Annotated in this window: 17 protein-coding genes; 5 read left to right on the top strand and 12 right to left on the bottom strand. The window is 64.2% G+C overall.

Going from position 1 to position 18,832, the window contains the following annotated elements; all coding sequences use genetic code 11:
• Nucleotides 1–2: 2 nt before the first annotated feature.
• Nucleotides 3–431, bottom strand: coding sequence for a nucleoside-diphosphate kinase (ndk, locus tag BLV04_RS11075; protein ID WP_093031534.1), 429 nt, complete (start codon nt 429–431; stop codon nt 3–5).
• A gap of 290 nt (nt 432–721) precedes the next feature.
• Between ndk and BLV04_RS11070 the strand changes: the two genes are divergently transcribed.
• On the top strand, nt 722–1,678 hold the full coding sequence (locus BLV04_RS11070; protein ID WP_093031531.1) for an acetyltransferase: 957 nt from the start codon (nt 722–724) through the stop codon (nt 1,676–1,678).
• A 60-nt stretch (nt 1,679–1,738) separates the two neighbouring features.
• Here the strand turns inward: BLV04_RS11070 and BLV04_RS11065 are convergent, their stop codons facing one another.
• The 9 genes from BLV04_RS11065 to BLV04_RS11025 all read right to left on the bottom strand — a co-directional run bounded on the left by BLV04_RS11065 (nt 1,739) and on the right by BLV04_RS11025 (nt 11,079).
• Nucleotides 1,739–3,550, bottom strand: a complete 1,812-nt coding sequence (locus BLV04_RS11065; protein WP_139191909.1) for a phage tail protein — start codon at nt 3,548–3,550, stop codon at nt 1,739–1,741.
• Nucleotides 3,551–3,959: 409 nt separating this feature from the next.
• On the bottom strand, nt 3,960–5,549 hold the full coding sequence (locus tag BLV04_RS11060) for a bifunctional metallophosphatase/5'-nucleotidase (protein ID WP_245731846.1): 1,590 nt from the start codon (nt 5,547–5,549) through the stop codon (nt 3,960–3,962).
• 105 nt (nt 5,550–5,654) lie between these two features.
• Nucleotides 5,655–6,515 (bottom strand): energy transducer TonB, encoded by an 861-nt coding sequence (locus BLV04_RS11055; protein ID WP_175534597.1) that lies wholly within the window; start codon nt 6,513–6,515, stop codon nt 5,655–5,657.
• A 7-nt stretch (nt 6,516–6,522) separates the two neighbouring features.
• Entirely contained in the window at nt 6,523–6,927 is a 405-nt protein-coding gene (locus tag BLV04_RS11050; protein ID WP_093031523.1) for an ExbD/TolR family protein, read from the bottom strand.
• Nucleotides 6,928–6,933: 6 nt separating this feature from the next.
• Entirely contained in the window at nt 6,934–7,323 is a 390-nt protein-coding gene (locus BLV04_RS11045; RefSeq protein WP_093031520.1) for an ExbD/TolR family protein, read from the bottom strand.
• Nucleotides 7,313–8,122: a MotA/TolQ/ExbB proton channel family protein gene (locus tag BLV04_RS11040; protein WP_093031517.1), complete on the bottom strand. Its 810-nt coding sequence runs from the start codon at nt 8,120–8,122 to the stop codon at nt 7,313–7,315. The genes BLV04_RS11045 and BLV04_RS11040 overlap by 11 nt, the downstream gene beginning before the upstream one ends.
• 70 nt (nt 8,123–8,192) lie before the next feature.
• Nucleotides 8,193–8,618, bottom strand: coding sequence for a Tat pathway signal sequence domain protein (locus BLV04_RS11035; RefSeq protein WP_093031514.1), 426 nt, complete (start codon nt 8,616–8,618; stop codon nt 8,193–8,195).
• Between the two features lie 120 nt (nt 8,619–8,738).
• Entirely contained in the window at nt 8,739–9,299 is a 561-nt protein-coding gene (locus BLV04_RS11030; RefSeq protein ID WP_093031511.1) for a L,D-transpeptidase, read from the bottom strand.
• A gap of 205 nt (nt 9,300–9,504) precedes the next feature.
• Complete coding sequence (locus BLV04_RS11025; RefSeq protein WP_175534596.1) at nt 9,505–11,079, bottom strand: AmpG family muropeptide MFS transporter; 1,575 nt, start codon at nt 11,077–11,079, stop codon at nt 9,505–9,507.
• 261 nt (nt 11,080–11,340) lie between these two features.
• On the opposite strand from BLV04_RS11025, the gene BLV04_RS11020 reads away from it, so the two are divergent.
• The gene (locus tag BLV04_RS11020; RefSeq protein WP_093031508.1) at nt 11,341–11,904 is read left to right on the top strand and encodes a hypothetical protein; all 564 of its coding nucleotides are present in this window, start codon (nt 11,341–11,343) and stop codon (nt 11,902–11,904) included.
• Between the two features lie 975 nt (nt 11,905–12,879).
• On the opposite strand, the gene BLV04_RS11015 is transcribed toward BLV04_RS11020, so the two are convergent.
• Both BLV04_RS11015 and BLV04_RS11010 read right to left on the bottom strand, forming a co-directional pair.
• Nucleotides 12,880–15,141: an NADP-dependent malic enzyme gene (locus BLV04_RS11015; protein ID WP_093031505.1), complete on the bottom strand. Its 2,262-nt coding sequence runs from the start codon at nt 15,139–15,141 to the stop codon at nt 12,880–12,882.
• Nucleotides 15,142–15,295: 154 nt separating this feature from the next.
• Nucleotides 15,296–16,015: a Crp/Fnr family transcriptional regulator gene (locus tag BLV04_RS11010; RefSeq protein WP_093031502.1), complete on the bottom strand. Its 720-nt coding sequence runs from the start codon at nt 16,013–16,015 to the stop codon at nt 15,296–15,298.
• A gap of 185 nt (nt 16,016–16,200) precedes the next feature.
• Here BLV04_RS11010 and BLV04_RS11005 point away from each other — a divergent pair, with 185 nt between their 5' ends.
• The 3 genes from BLV04_RS11005 to BLV04_RS10995 all read left to right on the top strand — a co-directional run bounded on the left by BLV04_RS11005 (nt 16,201) and on the right by BLV04_RS10995 (nt 18,796).
• Nucleotides 16,201–16,653 (top strand): c-type cytochrome, encoded by a 453-nt coding sequence (locus BLV04_RS11005; RefSeq protein WP_093031499.1) that lies wholly within the window; start codon nt 16,201–16,203, stop codon nt 16,651–16,653.
• Nucleotides 16,654–16,678: 25 nt separating this feature from the next.
• The gene (locus tag BLV04_RS11000) at nt 16,679–18,100 is read left to right on the top strand and encodes a cbb3-type cytochrome c oxidase subunit I (RefSeq protein WP_093031497.1); all 1,422 of its coding nucleotides are present in this window, start codon (nt 16,679–16,681) and stop codon (nt 18,098–18,100) included.
• A gap of 276 nt (nt 18,101–18,376) precedes the next feature.
• A complete protein-coding gene (locus BLV04_RS10995) occupies nt 18,377–18,796 on the top strand; it encodes a DsrE family protein (protein WP_093031882.1) in 420 nt (139 codons plus the stop codon).
• Nucleotides 18,797–18,832: the final 36 nt, after the last annotated feature.

Here is an 18,832-nt window from a genome sequence, read left to right as displayed (position 1 = left end):
CCTCAGCGGGTGCGCGGGCAGACGCCTTCCGGGAAGAAGAAGGCGATCTCGACGGCCGCGGTATCCGCGGCATCCGAGCCGTGCGCTGCGTTTTCGGTGAATGAATCGGCGAAGTCCGCACGGATGGTGCCCGGTGCGGCATTGGCCGGGTTGGTCGCACCCATGATGTCGCGATTCTTCGCGACTGCGTCTTCGCCTTCGAGCACCTGGACCATCACCGGACCGGAGGTCATGAACGCGACCAGTTCGTCGAAGAAGGGCTTGCCTTGGTGAATACCGTAAAAGGCCGAAGCCTGCTCCTTGCTCATGTGGAGCATCCGCGCGGCGACGATTTGCAGCCCGGCGGCTTCGAAACGGCTCAGGATGGCGCCGATGGCGTTCTTCGCCACCGCGTTGGGCTTGATGATGGACAGGGTCTGCTCGATGGCCATGGTGGTTCCAAATAGAGGATGCGTAAAGAGGTTGGGTCGGATCGCCGGAATCGCGAGCTGGGGTTCTCGGGGCAATCTGCCCGTCGGCTCGCCAAGCGGCCCGTCCCCGTCGGAGACTTGAGTGGATTACGAAGTCTACCGATCGCGAACGCCTCGAGCAACGCCGGCTAGACCATGTCCGGCGTGAACGGCGTCGTCGGGCATCGGCGAGAGGGGATGCGGATTTGGACCGGCCGGGCGGTTCGGCGGATAATCGGCCGACATCCTTCTGCACGCAAACGGTTTTCCAGATGAGTCATTACGATGTTTTCAACGGCGATGCCGACGGTCTCTGTGCCCTGCAGCAACTGCGCCTGGCCGAGCCGATCGAGAGCATCCTGGTCACCGGTGTGAAACGCGATATCGACCTGCTCGAGCGGGTCGACGCGGTCGAGGGCGACCAAGTCACCGCGCTCGATATCTCGTTCGACAAGAATCGCCGTGCGGTCGAGCGTTTGCTGGGGCAGGGTGCGCGCATCCGCTATTTCGATCACCACTTCGCCGGCGAGATCCCGGCCCACCCGGCGCTGGATGTCCACATCGAGACGCTGCCCGACAAGGGGACCAGTCTGCTGGTCGACGACTATCTTCAGGGCGCGCAACGCGCATGGGCCGTGGTCGGGACCTTCGGTGACAACTTCGACACGTCCGCCCGACGCGCCGCCGAGCCCTTGGGCCTGACCGAAGGCGAGCTCGGGCTGCTGCGCGATCTCGGCATCTTTCTCAACTACAACGGTTACGGCGAGACGGTCGAGGACCTCTTGTTTGCCCCGGACGTGCTGTTCCGCAGCTTGCAGCCCTATGCCGATCCCTTGACCTTTATCGTCGAGGATCGGACGTTTGCCGCCCTGCGCGACGGCTATGCCGACGACATGGCCCGAGCGCGCGCCGTCGCCCCCGCGTTCGAGAGCGAGCGGCACCGTCTCTTCATCCTCCCGGCCGAGCCTTGGGCGCGCCGTGCCAGCGGCGTTTTCGCCAACGAGCTGGCCCAGCAGGCGCCCGAGCAGGCTCACGCCATGCTGACCCTGTTGCCCGCGGGCGGATTTCTCGTCAGTGTCCGCGCGCCGCTCGCGCGCCCGGACGGCGCGGATGTGCTCTGTCGCAGTTTTCCGAGCGGCGGCGGACGCAAGGCGGCGGCGGGGATCAACCTGCTCCCCGAGGCGGAATACGACTCCTTCCTGGATCGGTTCCGCGCCGCGTTCGCATAACGAGAAGCCGCAGCGCCTCCGAAGAGGCGCTGCGGCATCGGACACGGCCCGGTTCGAGTCCTATTCGACGTCGGCGATGAAGTACCCGACATCCTCGAGCACGTGCGTCGTCTCCCGATCACGCGACTGCTCTTCCTGCACTCGCAGGTCCACCGACTCGACGTTCAAATTCTGCCACCGCAGGGCCGCCGTGTCGTCGCCATGGGTCGTTTGCATGTCGGCGACGAGTACCGGAGGCTGCACGAAGGCGGTTTGGTAGACCAGGTTGTATGCCTTGTGGTCGACCTTGCGACCGGTGCGGCCGACCTCGTATCTCAGCCCGTCGACGACACCCGAGGATGCCTCCCAGGCGATGAAGTCGACACGTTCGGGCAGATGCTGTTGCACATTGGCCTCCTGCTCGCGCAACCCGACGTCGAACCCGTCGGTCTCGATGGCGTGCAGTCGTGCCGTGACGGCGTCGCTCTCGTTGAAGCTGGCGACGGTGGCGAAGACCACCGGGGCGTCTTCAAAGGGGGCGCTGAAGAGATGACGTTGGAATGCCAGCGTCGTGCCCGTGACCAGCGAGCCGGCCTCGACCCACGCCCCGTTGGCGAGTTGATGACGTCCGCGCTCCATCACGAGATAAGAAATGGTCTCCAAGTCATGCGCGCCGTCGAGAGAGTCCCACTCCTGCACGCGGATCGAGAAGCCTCTGGAGTCGATCGCGTCGACCCGGACGATCGCCGGCTCGGCGTCGTAACTGCTCAACGCCTTGACTACGACAACCGGGTCTTTGAGTTCGCGCCGGAGCTCGACACGCTGCCATTCCTGATTGATCTCCACCTCGCCGATCTCGATCGCCGGGCCCGTCGCCGCGACCACGTTTGCAGCCGTACTCGGGTCAGATGGAACGCCGGCGCTTGCGGTTGACGTGTTCTGCTCTTCGGCCATGGTCTTAATAGAAGCCGTGGCTGTTGTTGCGCTGTTTCGCAGGGTTGCCGCTTGGATGGAGACGTTGCCGCCGCTGATGGCCTGGGTGTAGCGCACGATCAGGGTCTGGCCTGCACTGGCGGCCCGATAGTTCAGGGCGAGGCGCCGATCGAATGCGGCATTGAGATTCTCGACCGTTTTGGTGTACGCCGGTGCGCTGTTGTCGCTGAGGCGAACCTCGATCCGCCCGCGCGTCTTGAAGCCGCCGAGGTAGAGGGTCAGGGTCCGTGCGCTCGTATCCGCCGGCACACGCAGCTCGTACCCCTTGTTTAGGCCGCTGATGTAGAGACCTGCTCGGGTCGTTGCACTGGCCTTGGGCGTTCCGTTGGTCCAGCTGTACGCCAAACGGGCCGTGTTGGCGAAGCGCGATGAAGTTCCGCCGATCGTTGTCAAGGCCCCGATCGGCGTTGCTGCACTTGCCTTGCGGCTGATGCTCGCGGGCTTGTCGATGCCCCAATGGACCCAGTCGGTCGCACCCTCTGCCGTCAGGTTTGCCGTGCCGCTCGGGGTAGTCAATGCCGGCGTCAACTGGGCGGTCGCCGGAATACTGACATTCACCTCGTTGGAGAAGGTGCTGCAGAGTGCTCCGTCGCTCGTGCACGCACGCGTCGCGAAGAAGTATTTCGAGCCGCCCGTCAGACCGGAGACGGTGGCTGAAGCCGTCGTGACTTGGACCTTCGAGTTGTAGGTTTTACTGGCGGTCCCGTAGTGCAGTTCATAGCGAGCCACTCGGCTGTCGTTCACTGCATTCCACGCGAGTCGGACCTCGCCCGCTGTCGCTGCCTCGGACATGCCGCTTGCCGATGACAACAGGAGCAGGAAGAACAGCTGCACCAACAGAGTGAAACCGAGTTGAATGTCGGTCCGAAGGTGATCTTGGAGCGTCCGAGTGTGCAGCATGGCGTTCACCGTTTCTGTACGAGTGACGAGACCTGTCCTCGGAATCACTCTGTGCTCAGCGTTGCCCGGAGGGGCTTTGAGGGCTCGGGAGCCGAGTCGAATGGCTCGTCCCCGATCGCGCGCATCTGCGTCTCCGGATCCCTATGTGCCGAGTTAACCAATTGCGGTGAGACAGATCTGCGATGTAGGCAGCAGAACGCGGTTGAAGGGGGTGTCATGGGCAGGAAAGTGTGCGGTCGGTCACATTGACGAGATCGCGCGATGCCGGCCCAGGCGAAGCTCCGAGGGAAGCAGGCGATGCCGTTCCGTGCACGGCGATGGACACGCCGACGTCGCCGAATGGCAGGCGTCGGCCTTGACGGGGACGACGAAAAAGGTTGGCGAGGGGTGCTGCGGGGCGAGCCGAGATTCAGCGTCGCAGGATTCGCCCGTCGGTCGCGACGCTCACCGGGCTTTCCGTGCGGAAACCCTCGATGACCATGTCCGAGATCAGGCGCCCGGTCATGACGGGATCGGTCATCTCCTCGAGCATGGCATAGCCGTCTCCGCCGGCCGCGAGAAAGTCGGAGGTCACGATCCGATAACGGCGGGCAGGGTCGATGGGGAGGTCGCCGACGGTGGCGCTCGCAAGCCGCCCGTCCGCGATCGTGTAGCGCACCCCGGAGACTTGGAGAAAGCCGCCGGGGTTATCCGACGGGTCCAGTGCTGCGCTGCGTTCGAGCGCGGCGAGCAGCTGGGCGCCGGTCAAATCGCCCAGAACCAGCTCGTTGCGGAAAGGGAAGGCCTCATAGATCGACTTGAGTGTGACAGGCCCGGCGGGGATGCTGGCCCGAAAGCCGCCGCCGTTGAGCAGCGCGACATCCGTCAAGGTGATTTCTCGCGCCAAATCGGTCACGAAGTTTCCGAAGGGGGCCTCTTCGCGGCGAATCAGCTCGCGCCAGGCGCTGAGCTCCTGCGTGCTGAAGCCGACCTCGGTATTCAGCTCCAGCTCGGCGTCCAGCGTGATGCGCCGGACCTCATCGGCGATCTCCGCATCCTCGGGGCTCACGGCATCGATCGGGATCAGTGCGTAGTCGGTTCCCGTCAGTCGGCCCTCGCGGCAGCGCAAATCCATGCGTCCCAGCCAGCCGCCGCGCTCTCCGGCCTGGACGATGGGGACATTCTCCACAAACACCGGCTGTGCGTAGAGGTTGTGGTTGTGGCCGCCGACGATCAGGTCGATGCCGTGCACGGATTCGGCCAGCCGGCGATCGGCTGAAATCCCCAGGTGCGAGAGCACCACCACCAGGTCGGCCTCGTCGCGAAGCGCCGGCACAAGGCGTCGGGCGACAGCGGTCGGCTCCTCTACGCCGATGCCCTCGATGTTGCGCGGATGGGTCGCGGTGGTCAGCTCCGGTGTCGTGAGTCCCAGGACCGCGACCTTGGGCGCATCCGGCCGCTCGATCACGACCGAAGAGAGCACGGGCAAGGGCTCCGGGTCGGACGCCACATTGGCGCTCAGGAAAGGGAATGCGGCCTCTTCGGTCAAGCGGCGAAAGACCTCTTGGCCGTAGTCCAGCTCGTGATTCCCCATGACCGCGGCGTCGACGCCCATGCGTCCGAGCAGGACGACGTCTGGCACGCCCAGGAAGAGGCTGGAGGTCAGTGTCCCTTGCAGGAGGTCGCCCGCGAACAACAGGACCACCGGTCGGCTCGGATCCTCCGCCCGAACCTCGGCAACGGTTGCGGCGAGGCGGGCGATGCCGCCGCGCTCGGTCCCGTCGCGCGGGTCTTCGTAAGGCTCGAGCTGCCCGTGGATGTCGTTGAAGTGCAGGAGGGTGAGCGCCTGGCCCGGCTCGCAGGTGGTCCGGGCAAGGGCCGGTGCCAGAAGAGCGACGAGCACGAGACAAGACCCAAGGATAACGGACCACCGTGACTGCCTCGGACCCTCCGCCGAGAGATCGGCGACCTCAGGGTCTTGGCTCATCTCGTCGGCGACGGAGACTGTGTTTAGGCTCATGGCTGGCGAATCGGCGGGCGGAGCGGAAAGCTTATGTCCAAAGCGCGCGAGACGTCCAACGGGATTGCCCGAGCTGCGCTGGAATGGTCGCCTCGCCGAGGCTTGTCAACGCAATCGGTACGCGATCGGCACCACGATCTCGAGCCTGGACCGGCCCATGCTCGCCGGGATCGCCGGCATGGGGGATGCCCGTCGCAGCAGCTCCGAGGCGGCATGATCGAGCGCGGTATGACCCGAGCTCGTCTCGATACGATGCGAGATAACCTTTCCGCTGCGGTCGATCACGAAGCGGACCCTGACGATGCCTTCCTGGCGCATCTTCCGGGCCTGGGAGGGGTAGCGTTTGTGACGCTCCAGCCAGGCCGCGAGCTCGGTGTAGTAACGGTCTTTGGACTTGCCCCCGTCGCCCTTTCCGGCCGTTCCGCCGCCCTCCGCTCCGGCCGCGGCACCTTTGCCGCCTGCGCCTGGTTTTCCGCCGGTGTTCGCATCGACGGATGCTGTCTTGGCTGAGGTCGATCGGGGTTTCGTCGTCTTCGAACCCGTCTCGGGTTTGGGCTTGGGCGCGGCCCGAGCGGTCCGTGGCGGCGGCGTCTCGCGGCTGCGGACCGGATCGGCCTTCGGCTTCGGACGCACGGGCTCCACGGCAGTGATCGGCGCCGGCGGTGCGGGCTCGGCGGCCCGGATGGTCTCGGTGGCCGTCGCGAGTGTGGGGGCGATGGCGGGGGCGCTGACGGCCTGGATCGCGGTCGCCTCCGAGGTCGCCGCCGGGACCACCTCGGCTGCAATGGATTCGACCGCGCCCGCAGCGCCGTCGCCGGCAGGTCCGGCCCCTCCGAGCGAGATGCGGATGCCGGGATCGTCCAGCTCGATCGGAGCCGGCGGCTCGAGCAGCTTCGCGAGGACGAGATGGGCGGCGAGGGCGAAGAGGAGCGCGAGCACCCACTGATAGCGTCGAGGCTCCATCATTCCAGGCTCATTCATCTCGCGCCAAGGTCAAGAGGTCGATGTCTTCGACCCCTGCCGCGCGCAACTGCTTGAGCAGATCGACCAAGCGAAGTGCTTCGAGGGTCGCGTCCGCCTTGATCTGAACGTGCGGAAGGCTCTCCGCGAGTTTTTCGGCGACTCTCTCCGTGAGGGTCGTGTCGTCGAGCAACTCGTCGTCGAGGCTCATCCGTCCCGTTCGGTCGATCAGCAAGACAAGCGGCGCTGCTCGTGCGCTCTGCGGGCTGTCCGAGCGCGGAGGGGCCAGGGCAATCGACTCGGTCGGGGCGAGTTGGCCGGCCAACATAAAGAAGATCAACAGCAAAAAGACGACATTGATGAGCGGAATCAGATTGGCTTCGCTGTCGGCTGCCGGCTTGGAGCGTTTCAATCTCATGGCGATTCAGAGGCGCAAAAGGGTCAGGTTCGTCGCCTCGGCCTCGCGCAGGAGGTCCAAGACGTCGACCAGGCGCTGCAGGCTGACGCCCGGCGCCGGTTGAACCAGGATGCGCTGCGCCGGGTCTTCGCCGATCCGGGCCGCGACCCGTTCGGCGAGCTCGGCGGTGGCGATCGCCTCGGCGTTGAGATCCAGACCCTCGGGCTGCACGCGCACCAGCCAAGACCCGACCACCGGGGTCCCGGCGCTCGCCGAGGCCGGCTCGCCCATCTCCACAGCCTGCCATTTGATCAGGCTGGAGGCGAGCATGAAGAAGACCAGCAGGATAAAGACCACGTCGATCAAAGGCGTCAAGCCGATCAGTCGACGATGCGGCCCGGGCGAGTCAAAGCGCATCGGGGATCCTCTGCGTCGCTGCCGGCCGTTGTGGCGCCTCGACAGGTTCTTCGAGCCGAAGCCCGCCGGTGAACACGCGGGTCACCTGATCCTCCAAGCGACGGGTCACACCCTCGAGGAGACGTTCAAGCCAATTCAGCGCGACGACGCTCGGGATGGCGACCGACAGCCCCGCGGCCGTGGTCAGCAGGGCGACCCAGATCCCGCCTGAGAGCACTGACGGGTCGACCTGATTGCCCGCCGCCTCCAGGGCGCGGAAGGCGTCGATCATCCCGATCACGGTCCCCAGCAGACCGAGTAGCGGACTGAGGCTCGCGATCACCTCTAGCCCGCGCAGATGGCTGCGCAAGGCCGTCAGCAGCCTCTGGGCCCGGCGTTCGACCTCTTCGCGCAGCGCCGCCGGATCGTTCGCGTGGAGACTCCCGAGCATGGCGGTCCGAACCACCTCGGCGAGCGGATTGCGTGCGTCCGCGAGCCGCTCGACCGCCTCGCGACGTCGACCGGCCTGCCAGTCGTGCAGAGCGGGCTCGATGGACTCGGCGCCGCCGTTGCGCAAGCGGGCAAACTGCCAGAGCTTGATCAGGACGATGGTCAGGGCGAGGACCGACATCGCCGCCAGGATCAGCATCACCGGTCCGCCGGCGTCGAGTAGGGCGCGCAGGGGCTCGGGGATGGCGGTTGCGATCGGGGACGGCATGATCATGCCGAGCCAGGATGACGCTGTCGTCAACGGATCCGACACCTCGGCCGCCGCTGCGGTCAGCGGAGCGAGTGCGGCGGCAGTCAGGGTTTCAGGCATCGGGTCACTCTTCGGTGTTGGCTTCGGTGTTGGCCGCGGCGCTGGCCTCGGCGCGGTGCGGCGTCATCGATCACTTCACCAATTGCGTCTCGGCGCGCGTCGACAGTGTCAGGCGCTCGATGCAATCGGTCTGCGGGCCCTCGGCGTCGCGACATTCGAGGACCTCGTTGATCAGGATCCGGCGGATGTCGGCGCAGTCGAGAACCGGGATATCGAACAGCTTCACGGTTGTCTTGGCCGCCCGCAAAGGTGCGGTGTCGACCGCCAGGCGTCGGACAATCACGCCTGCTTGGTCGAACAGGATCAGGTCCAGCTGCAGGGCCTCGATCGCCGGTCCGGCGCTGTTGTCGAAGACCAGGTAGGCGCGACAGGCCTTCGTCTCGGGCTGGGGCTCCATCTTGTTGAGCTCGAGCTTGATCTCCTGAGCGCTGCCGATACCCGTGAAGGTGCCGATGCTCAGGAGCAGGAGGGCCTGCATGAGGTTGCGGTGATTCATCCGATGGATCCTGTCAGCTATCGAGCCCAGGATCTTCGCCGCCCTCCGGGGCATGGGTCAATCGGGGCCGATCGGATTTCGAGATCCAACGAGGCCCGGTCCCGGCGGATCTCGGTACGCTTAGTCGACGACGCTCACGAGGTCGCCGATCTTCATGCGCTCGAACAGAAAACGCGCATCCTTCTCGCCGACACGCACGCAGCCGTGTGAATCCGGATAGCCCGGAAGCCAGCCCTCGTGCAGAAAATAGTGGCCGTAAAACTGAATGGCGTAGGGCATCCAAGCCTGCATGCCGAGCTGGTTCGTATACCTGGACGACACCTTGTCCTTGTCTTTGCTGAGCACCGAGAAGGTGCCGCGCGGCGTTGGGTAACCGTCGCTTCCGGAGGAGATGGGGCCGGTGCGGACGACGTGATCGCCCTCCTCGTAGACGAACGACTGGCTGCCGATCCGGATCGTCAAGGCGCGTTTCGCCTGTTCCGCGCTCGGTGCGGCGACGGGCTCCACGGCAGTCTCGCCCTCGGCACGATCCGTTTCCCGGTCGGATGCGCGCGCGCCGTCGACGCTCTCGGACGCGTCGCCCGTTTGGCGCTCGGGCGCAGGTCTGGTCGGGGATTGAGCGCAGCCAACGATGAAGGCGGCCGCGATGAGCAGAGTCAAGATCCGGTACAAAACAACCATGATATGCGCGGGCTCCCGTTGACGGACACCTCTCCCATAAATCCTCTATATGAGGTCCCGATCGTCTCGATCCCACAATCCCGGGGTCGAGTACGGGTCACTTTGCCCTCGGATTACCCAATCCGCAGTCCTCCAGCGCCATACAGCCGCATCCCGCGGGCCTTGTGGTCAGCGCCGCTCCGGTTGTTCTAAGACGCTCCGGGGCTCACGCCGCCGCAGCGGCCTCTTTTGCACGGTCGTCGATCGCCAAGCTGCGGCCGGCCAGCCAAACCAGGAGGACTACCGGGACGCCGATCAAGGTCGTGAAGACGAAGAAACCGGGATAGCCGATCCCGTCGACGATCGAGCCGGAATAACCGCCCAGGACCTTGGGCAGCAGCGTCATGAGCGAGCTGAAGATGGCGTACTGTACGGCGGTGAAGGAGACACTGGTCAGGCTCGACAGGAAGGCGACGAAGGCGGCACTGGCCAGGCCGGCCGCCAGATTGTCCGCCGCGACCGCGATGTAGAGCCAGGTCAGGTCAGGCCCCGCAAGCGCCAAGACGACGAAGATGAGATTTGTTGCCGCGGACAGTATCGCCCCCAGCATGAGGATCCGCATGACGCCGTAACGGGTCGCCATCAGCCCGCCGAGCAGCCCGCCGAGGATGCTCACGATGACCCCGAAGGTCTTGACCGCGGTCGCGATCTGCGGCTTGGAGAAGCCGATGTCTTGATAGAAGACATTTGAGATGACCCCGAGCACGATGTCCGAGATCCGATAGAGCCCGATCAGGGCCAGCAGGAGCAAGGCGGTCTTCAGCCCGTAGCGGCGGAAGAAATCCAGTGCCGGCTCGATCCAGGTCTCGTGCGCCATCGCGGCGTTCACGGCCCCGGCGGCGACCAACAGCCACCCGACAGCGACCGCCGCGGACACGGCAACGGCAAAATGCAGGGTCTCCAGGAGGAAGCCGGCGATCGGCCCGCCGCCCGCCCAAGCCTTGAGCCCGGCGAAGGCCCCGCCCGAGATGAAGAACCCGCCGGCAAAGGCAGCCGCGGCCACAAGAAAGACGCCGACCAGTCGCAGATAGTCGGATGCCCCGTAGACATGCGCGTCGGGACGCCGAGTCTCGGGCTCGGAGATCAGCAGCGTCGTCAGCACTCCGATCAGCATGGTCGAGGCCATGACGAGGTAGGTGAGCTGCCAGGCCGGAAAACTGTAGTCTCCTGCCTCCGAGCCGAAGAGTGCGGCCAGATAGAGCGCACCGGCGCCCGCGACAACCATGCCGATCCGGTAGCCGGCGATATAGGTCGATGACATGAGTCCCTGTAGGCGCGGCGCGGCGGATTCGATCCGGTAGGCGTCGATTACGATGTCTTGGGTTGCCGCCGAGAAGCCGAGCAGCACGGCCGCTATCGCCATGCGCGTCACATGCCCGGTGCCGGTCGCCGGATCCACCAACGCCATGCCGACGATGGCGGCGATGATCGCGAGCTGGGAAACCAGCAACCAGGCGCGTCGCCGTCCGAATCGACGGGTCAGGACAGGCAGCGGCAGCTTGTCGATCAGGGGCGCCCAGACGAACTTGAACGAATAACCCAAGGCCGCCCAGCTGAAAAAGGTGACGGCTTGGCGCTCGACCCCTGCCTCGCGCAGCCACAGTGACAGCGAGGAGAAAATCAGCAAAAGCGGGATCCCGGCCGAGAAGCCGAGGAAGAGCATTGAGAGCACTTTCGGGTTGGAGAGCTCGCGCGCCGTCGTCTTCCATCCCCCTTTGTTGTTTGTATCGACTGGCGTCATGGGGCTCTCGATGTCGCCGAGCCGGACGGAGCCGGTGCAGCGGCGACTGCAAATGGGCAAAAACGCCGCGGAGGATACCGTTCGGCGAGTCCTTCGCTCAAGGTCGAACGCGTAGTCTTCGCCTGACGCCGGGCCTCGGACGTACTACCATGGACTCCGTACGGGAACCCACATCGTTGGCGTGGTCAGCCGGCAGACGGGTCGCACTCGTACAACGCAAACCGCGACTCGAGTGAAGGACAACCATTAGGAGACTCAAACGTGTCGAATGCAAACCAACCCAGTCTGACCCAGCCCGATGCCGGCCAGCGCAGCGGCCTTGTTCGTCTCATGCTGGAGCAATGGCCCTATGTTCTTCTCTTCGTCGCCGTCATTGCGGGCGTCGCCTTCACCGACATGCGGTTGGAGTTCGCGCTGCTCTACTGGCAGATCTTGATCCCGGTCTTCGGCCTCGTTGCGTTGGCGATCGGCTGGAGCTCCGCGGGCGAGGACACCAAGGATCGGACCGCGTTTGCGCTCAAGACGATCCTGCATTGGGGGGCCCTGTTTGTCTTGGTTTGGATCCTCTATTTGCCGCAGCTCAAGGATGTTCTGAACGCCGAGCTGACCGGATTGCAGATCATCTTCCTACTCGGACTGACGGCATTCCTTTCGGGGGTTCACGGCAATCCGCGGATGTCGGTCGTCGGTGTATTTCTGATCGTCAGCGGTATCGTGGTCGCATTTCTCGATGACGCCGCGCTCATGATGTCGGTGCTGGCCGTCGCCGTTTTGGTGGGATTGATCGTCTGGCAGAAACTGACCGGGGGTAAATCTTCCGACTGAAACCGTGCTTTGCCGCGTAGGCGCGATCCTTAGTGAAAGGCGGCCACTGCAACCGTCGGCTGCAGTGGCCTACGCCGGACCCGTGCGCGTGGAGCTGTGCGTCCTCGGCGGTCACCGCCTTGGCCTCCCTGCTCACGAGCCCGAACGTTCGAGGGGCAGGTTCGCGTTCCTGAAACTGCCGACATCCCGTGAACATCACATTCCGTGCCAGACGACACCATGAGGGTTGGTCCTGGGCGGGCGCCCTGTCATGGGGGCGACGCTGACCAAGCCTGTCATCAGGTGACGGTTTCCGGCGTCGGTCCGTCGCCAGCGCGGATCTCGCAACGCGATGATCTGAAAATAAAAAGGCCATCGCACTCGCCTTGGCGAATCACGATGGCCTAAGTGTCGGAGGCGGGCGGAGGAGGGGGCCCGACCCCGAGTGCTTGCTTGGCTTGGCTGAATGTCGTTGACCGGGAGTGGATTCGGACCACCTGCCCGATCGGCCACGTTGTGTGCGTCCTTCGGCGACTCCGAAGCTGTACCTTTAGGGTCGCCTACTCATGCGTTTCGGATGTCTCCTGCCGCCGTTGATCGGGGACACGTCGCTCGGTCGATTGATCGAGCGACGTGCCGATGCTCCCTGCATGCTCCATGCTCGGTCCCGTCCTGGTCCCTGCTGAGTCCCTTGGGCTCCTGTCGATTTGTGGTTTCTGCCTTCGCTGCTCTAATAAGCAGTGGACGTGCCAATGTTCGATTGCGTGCGACGCCAGGCCGGACTCGCCGACCGGCCGGAACCGCAGGTCGCTTGCTGCACAGCGCTTCACGAATATAACAATCTGAAATATATATAAAATATAAACCGCCCGTTGGCGGGCGGTTTTCCGTTCGGAAGCAACCGGAGTTACCGGGCGAGGCGGGTGGCGGACACCGATGCGCAATGCAGGGGTCCGCCGTCGATGACCTACGTGGTCATCTGCTGACGCGTTTGGGTCACTCGGCCTGCACCGCGGCCAAAGCCGTCATATTGAGCAGACCACGCACCGAGGTGCTCGGCGTCACGATATGGACGGCGCGGTCGGCCCCCAGGAGCATCGGGCCGAAGGCGCCGCCCTCGTTGATGGTCCGCAGCAGGTTGAAGGCGATGTTGGCGGCGTCCTGGTTGGGCATGATCAGAAGGTTCGCGCGACCGCTCAGCTTCGAGTCGGGGAAACGCGCCTCGCGCACGGCGGCGTCCAGGGCTAGGTTGGCGTGCATCTCGCCCTCGACCTCGAGGTTCGGGGCGCGGGTGCGCAGGAGTCGCATCGCTTCCTGCATCTTGCGCGCGGCCGGCGACTCGTGGCTTCCGAAGTTGGAGTGCGAGAGCAGCGCGATCTTGGGCCGCAACCCGAAGCGCTGAACCTGCGCCGCGCACAGGAAGGTGATCTCGGCGAGATCCTCCGCGCTCGGGTCCGACTGCACGTAGGTATCGGCGATGAAGAGCGGCCCGGCCGGAAGGACGATGGCGTTCATGGCGGTGAGGTGACGCACGCCCGGCGCGGTGCCGATCACCTCTTCGACATGCTTCAGGTGTCGTGCGTAACGCCCGACTACGCCGCAGATCATGGCGTCGGCGTCCCCGCAGCGGACCATAGTCGCGGCCAATACTGTGGGGTCGTTTCGGATGTATTCGCGCGCTTCGTCCGGCGCGTAGCCGCGACGCTGGACGCGCTCGTAGAAGGTCCGCCAATGGGTCTCGAAGTTGGTGTTCTCGCAGGGCACGATTAGATCGAAATCACGATCCGGACGCATGGTCAGGCTCAGATCCTTGAGGCGGTTTCCGATGACCTCCGGACGGCCGATCAGCATCGGACGGGCGATCCCCTCCAGGACGGCCTGCTGAGCGACCTGGAGGACGCGCTCGTCCTCGCCCTCGGCGTAGATCACGCGCTTGGGCGCGGCCCGTGCCTGATCGAAGACGGGCTTCATGGTCATCCCGGTGCGATAGGCCCGCAGATGCATGGCGGTTCGATAGGCGTCCAGGTCGGCGATCGGTCGGGTGGCAACCCCGCTCTCCATCGCTGCGCGAGCGACCGCGGGGGCCAGGTTCTCCATAAGACGCCGGTCGAACGGCTTGGGGATCAGGTACTCGGGTCCGAAGGTCAACTGGCCCCCGCCATAGGCCGCGCGCACGATGTCCGACGGCTCCGCCATCGCGAGATCGGCGATCGCCTTGACGCAGGCGATCTTCATCGCCTCGTTGATCTCGCTGGCACCGCAATCCAGTGCGCCCCGAAAGATGAAGGGGAAGCAGAGGACGTTGTTGACCTGATTCGGAAAATCCGACCGTCCGGTGGCGATGATGGCGTCCGGTCTGGCGGCTCGGGCCAGGTCCGGCATGATCTCGGGGACGGGGTTGGCCAGCGCCATGATGATGGGCGCATCCGCCATCTTGATCAGCCAGTCGGGTTTGAGGATGCCGGCGGCGGAAAGCCCCAGGAAAATGTCGGCGCCCTCGATGGCCTCCTGCAGGGTGCGCTGCTCGGTCTCGATCGCGTAACGCCCTTTGTACGGGTCCATCTCCTCGGTGCGGCCGCTGTACACCACGCCGGCGATGTCGGTGAGGGTGACGTTCTCCTTGGGTAGACCCATGCTGACCAGCAAATCGACACAGGCCAGCGCGGCAGCCCCTGCGCCGGCCGTGACCAGGCGGGCCTTGCCGATGTCCTTTCCTACCACACGCAAACCATTGAGGATGGCCGCGGAGACCACGATGGCGGTGCCGTGTTGGTCGTCGTGGAAGACCGGGATGCCCATCCGCTCCTTCAACGCGCGCTCGATGATGAAGCACTCCGGCGCCTTGATGTCCTCGAGGTTGATGCCGCCGAAGCTGGGCTCCATGCGCGCGACCGTCTCGATGAACTTCTCCGGGTCGCGCTCCTCGATCTCGATGTCGAACACATCGATATCCGCGAACTGCTTGAACAGAACCGCCTTGCCTTCCATCACCGGTTTGGAGGCAAGCGCGCCGATGGCGCCGAGGCCCAGCACCGCCGTGCCGTTGGTGATGACCGCGACCAGGTTGCTGCGCGCAGTGTAGAGCGATGCATTCATCGCGTCCTTCTCGATCTCGCGGCAGGCTGCCGCGACCCCGGGCGAGTAGGCCAGCGCCAGATCGCGCTGGTTGCCCATGGGCTTGGTCGGTTTGATCTCCAGCTTGCCGGGCTTGGGATAGCGGTGATAGTCGAGCGCGTTCTGGTCGAATGAGTCCGGCATCTGGGTCTCCGTTGGGTGGTGTGCGGCGTGCTTGGCCGACTCGGTCGGTGAGGCCGTCTTGTATCGGCTATTATGCTGCGGCGCAGCAGATTGCTGCAAAGATTTCAACCGGATTCGTCTCGGGTTGCGCCCGGGGTGAATTCGTCTTCTTGAGTCAGCCTTTGAGCAGCCCCACCGGTCCGCTGCTCGGCGGACCCAGCTCCACATTGTCTTGTAGCTCCGCGACCTCGCCGAGGGCTGTACGGTCGAGAATGGTGACCTGGGCGCCGTGGACCTCGATGATGCCTCGCCCGGCAAGCTCCTTCATCACACGCGAGAAGGTCTCCGGCTGGATCGACAGGCGCGAGGCGAGTACGCCTTTGCGCACGTCCAGCTTAAGCGAGCGCCTCTCGGGAGGGACTTTGCTCAGCAGATAGCGAGCGACTCGGCTGCTTGCCGTGTGCATGGTGAGGTTGTCGATCTCGCCGATCAACCCGCGCAGACGCTGACTCAGCGAGCCGAGCATCAGGAAACAGGTGTCGACGGACTCGCGCAGCATCTGTGCGAAATCCCGCGCGTCCAGGCTCAGCAGCTCGGATGGCGCCAATGCGCCGGCACAAACCGGATAGCGCGGGGCGTTGAGAAACATCAGAGCCTCGGCAAAGGTCTGGCCCGGGGACACCAGCTCGATGACCTTTTCCGCCCCGCCTGGCGAGAGCCGAAAGAGCTGAATCTGGCCCTTTAGAACCAGGTAGAAGCGCTCTGCGGGCTCACCCTGACTGAACAGAAGCTGCTCGGCGCCGAGGGTGACACGCGTCGCGTGCTGGCTTACGCGCTCCAGTTGGCCGCGGCTTAGGCCGGCGAGGAGGGGGGCGGTCTTCAACTCGTCAATCATCGGATGCCTTGTCGGGCGTTCGCCGTTGGTTGGGATCTCGGATCGATCTACGGGAGCGGGAGGGATGTGTCAAGCCGGCCAGCCGCGATCGACGGCAGGATCGGTTTGATTTGCATCAAGGCGGAGGATGCGTCGGGAACGTGCAATGCGGCCACAGTTCGATCCATCACCGAGGGCCTCATCCCGTGGCGCAAGTCTTTACCAAATCCATGGCGCGGAACATCTTCTACGGTGGTTCCGTGTTCTTCATCCTGCTGTTTCTCGCCCTGACGCTCGACACATCCTTCGCCTTGCCCGAACGCGATCAACGTCATCAGCTGGACCTCTCCACCGAGGTCGGTCAGCGCATCGCCAAGGGTAAGGAGCTCTGGGAGACCAACAACTGCATCGGCTGCCATACCCTGCTCGGCGAAGGGGCCTATTTTGCCCCCGAGCTGGGGAACATCTACACCCGCTTCGGCAACAATAAAGAGGCGATCAAGGCGTTCATCCAGAGTCGCCCCGCGATGGGTATCCCCGGTCGCCGCAGCATGCCGCAATTCAACTTCAGCAACGAGGAGCTCGACGCCATCGCCGAGTTCCTGAAATACAGCTCAGAGATCAATACGGCAGGCTGGCCGCCGAACATTCAAGGCTGATTCGCAGCACCGGAGAATCCATTCGATGAAATATAAATCTCAAGCCGTCGCCAAGCCGTACTTTATTGCGGCGATCGGACTCTTTCTCGCCCAGGTGATCTTCGGGATCATTCTCGGTATCCAGTATGTCGTGGGTGATTTTCTCTTCCCGGAAATCCCCTTCAATGTCGCCCGCATGGTTCACACCAATACGCTGATCGTGTGGCTGTTGATGGGTTTCATGGGCGCGGCCTACTACCTGATACCGGAGGAAAGCGAGCGCGAGCTGTATGCCCCCTGGCTGGCTCTCGTGATGTTCTGGATCTTCCTGATCGCCGCAGCCCTGACGGTGATCGGCTATCTGGCAGTCCCCTACGCGCGCCTGGCTGAGATGACCGGGAACGATATCCTGCCGACCATGGGGCGCGAGTTCCTGGAGCAACCCACGATCACCAAGGTCGGTATCGTGATCGTCGCGCTCGCCTTCCTGTTCAATATCGGCATGACGGTGCTCAAGGGACGCAAGACGGTCGTGAGTCTGGTCATGCTGATCGGTCTGGTCGGTCTGGCGTTCTTCTTCCTTTTCTCCTTCTATAACCCGACCAACCTGGTGCTCGACAAGTTCTACTGGTGGTGGGTGGTGCATCTGTGGGTCGAGGGCGTCTGGGAGCTCATCATGGGGGCCATGCTCGCCTTCGTGCTGATCAAGACGACCGGCGTGGATCGCGAGGTGGTCGAGAAGTGGCTCTACATCATCATCGCCATGGCCTTGATCACCGGCATCATCGGCACCGGACACCACTTCTATTGGATCGGTCCGCCCGAGTACTGGCAATGGTGGGGCTCCATCTTTTCGGCACTCGAGCCCTTGCCCTTCTTCATGATGACGGTGTTCGCCTTCAACATGGTCAACCAACGTCGGCGCAATCACCCGAACAAGGCTGCCGTCCTCTGGGCGCTCGGCACCGCGGTGCTCGCATTCCTCGGCGCAGGCGTCTGGGGCTTCCTGCATACCTTGGCGCCGGTGAACTTCTACACCCACGGTTCGCAAATCACGGCCGCCCATGGGCATCTCGCCTTCTACGGGGCCTATGTGCTGATCAACATCACCATGATCTCCTACGCCATGCCGCTCCTGAATGGCCGGGAGGCCAACAGCATGCGCTCGCAGATCCTGGAGATGTGGGCCTTCTGGCTCATGAGTGTCTCCATGGTGTTCATTACGCTGTTCCTCACCGCGGCGGGTATTCTTCAGATCTTCCTGCAACGCTACACGGAGACGCCTCTGCCCTTCATGGTGGTGCAGGACAAGATCGCTCTCTTCTATTGGCTGCGGGTGATCTCCGGGCTCGTCTTCCTGGGCGGTTTGGGCACCTACATCGCGTCCTTCTTCGTCGCGGCGCACGATGCCAAGCACCCGCAGGCGATCGATGCCGGTAAGGTGCAACCGAGTCCGGCGGCCGTCTGAGTCACGGTGTGCAGAGCGGGGCCGGTCGCGACAATCCGGCCCCGATTCGGCCCCGGACGCTAGGTCTATGCCGAGCGCGACGTGCCGCAGCCAGCCGGCTGCGGCACGTCGAGGCCGATGCTGAATCGGCTTCCGAACACCTTTCGGGGCGACGTCTTCTCGGGTTACGCTGCTTCGACCCGATCACCTTTTCGACGCGGTGCTCGGGTCCCTTGCCGATCCAACGATCACCGGGATCGCGACGACCATACCAACCACAACCTCGAGGACATCGCTATGCGTCTTTTGTCCACGCTTCTCGTGGCCTTCGCCTTGACCGCCGGCGGCCTGATGGCGCCCGTCCTGGCGAGCGACGACGATCCGCTCTTCATCAATCTGACCACCGATGACCCGCACCGCGCGAACATGGGCATCAGCTTCGGGAAGAATCAGCTCGAACGCGGCCACCCCTTGACCATCTTCCTCAACGACAAGGGTGTCTTCATCGGCGCGAAGGCGAATGCCGCGACCTTCGGCGAGCACCAAGAGAAACTGGCCGCGATGATCGACAAGGGCGCCCTGGTGCTCGTGTGTCCCATGTGCATGAAGCACTACGGCGTCGCCGAGGCCGATCTCATCCCCGGTGCTCAGGTCGGCAACCCCGATCTGACCGGCGGCGCACTCTTCAAAGACGATACGCAAACCCTGACTTGGTAGTGCCCTTCGAAGGGCCAAGCCGTTGCCGGCTTTCGC

The sequence above is a fragment of the Thiocapsa roseopersicina genome, from assembly GCF_900106925.1.
Taxonomy (GTDB): Bacteria; Pseudomonadota; Gammaproteobacteria; order Chromatiales; family Chromatiaceae; genus Thiocapsa; species Thiocapsa roseopersicina.
Note: the sequence above shows the minus strand (reverse complement) of the source record. Positions and strands in the feature narration are given on the sequence as shown.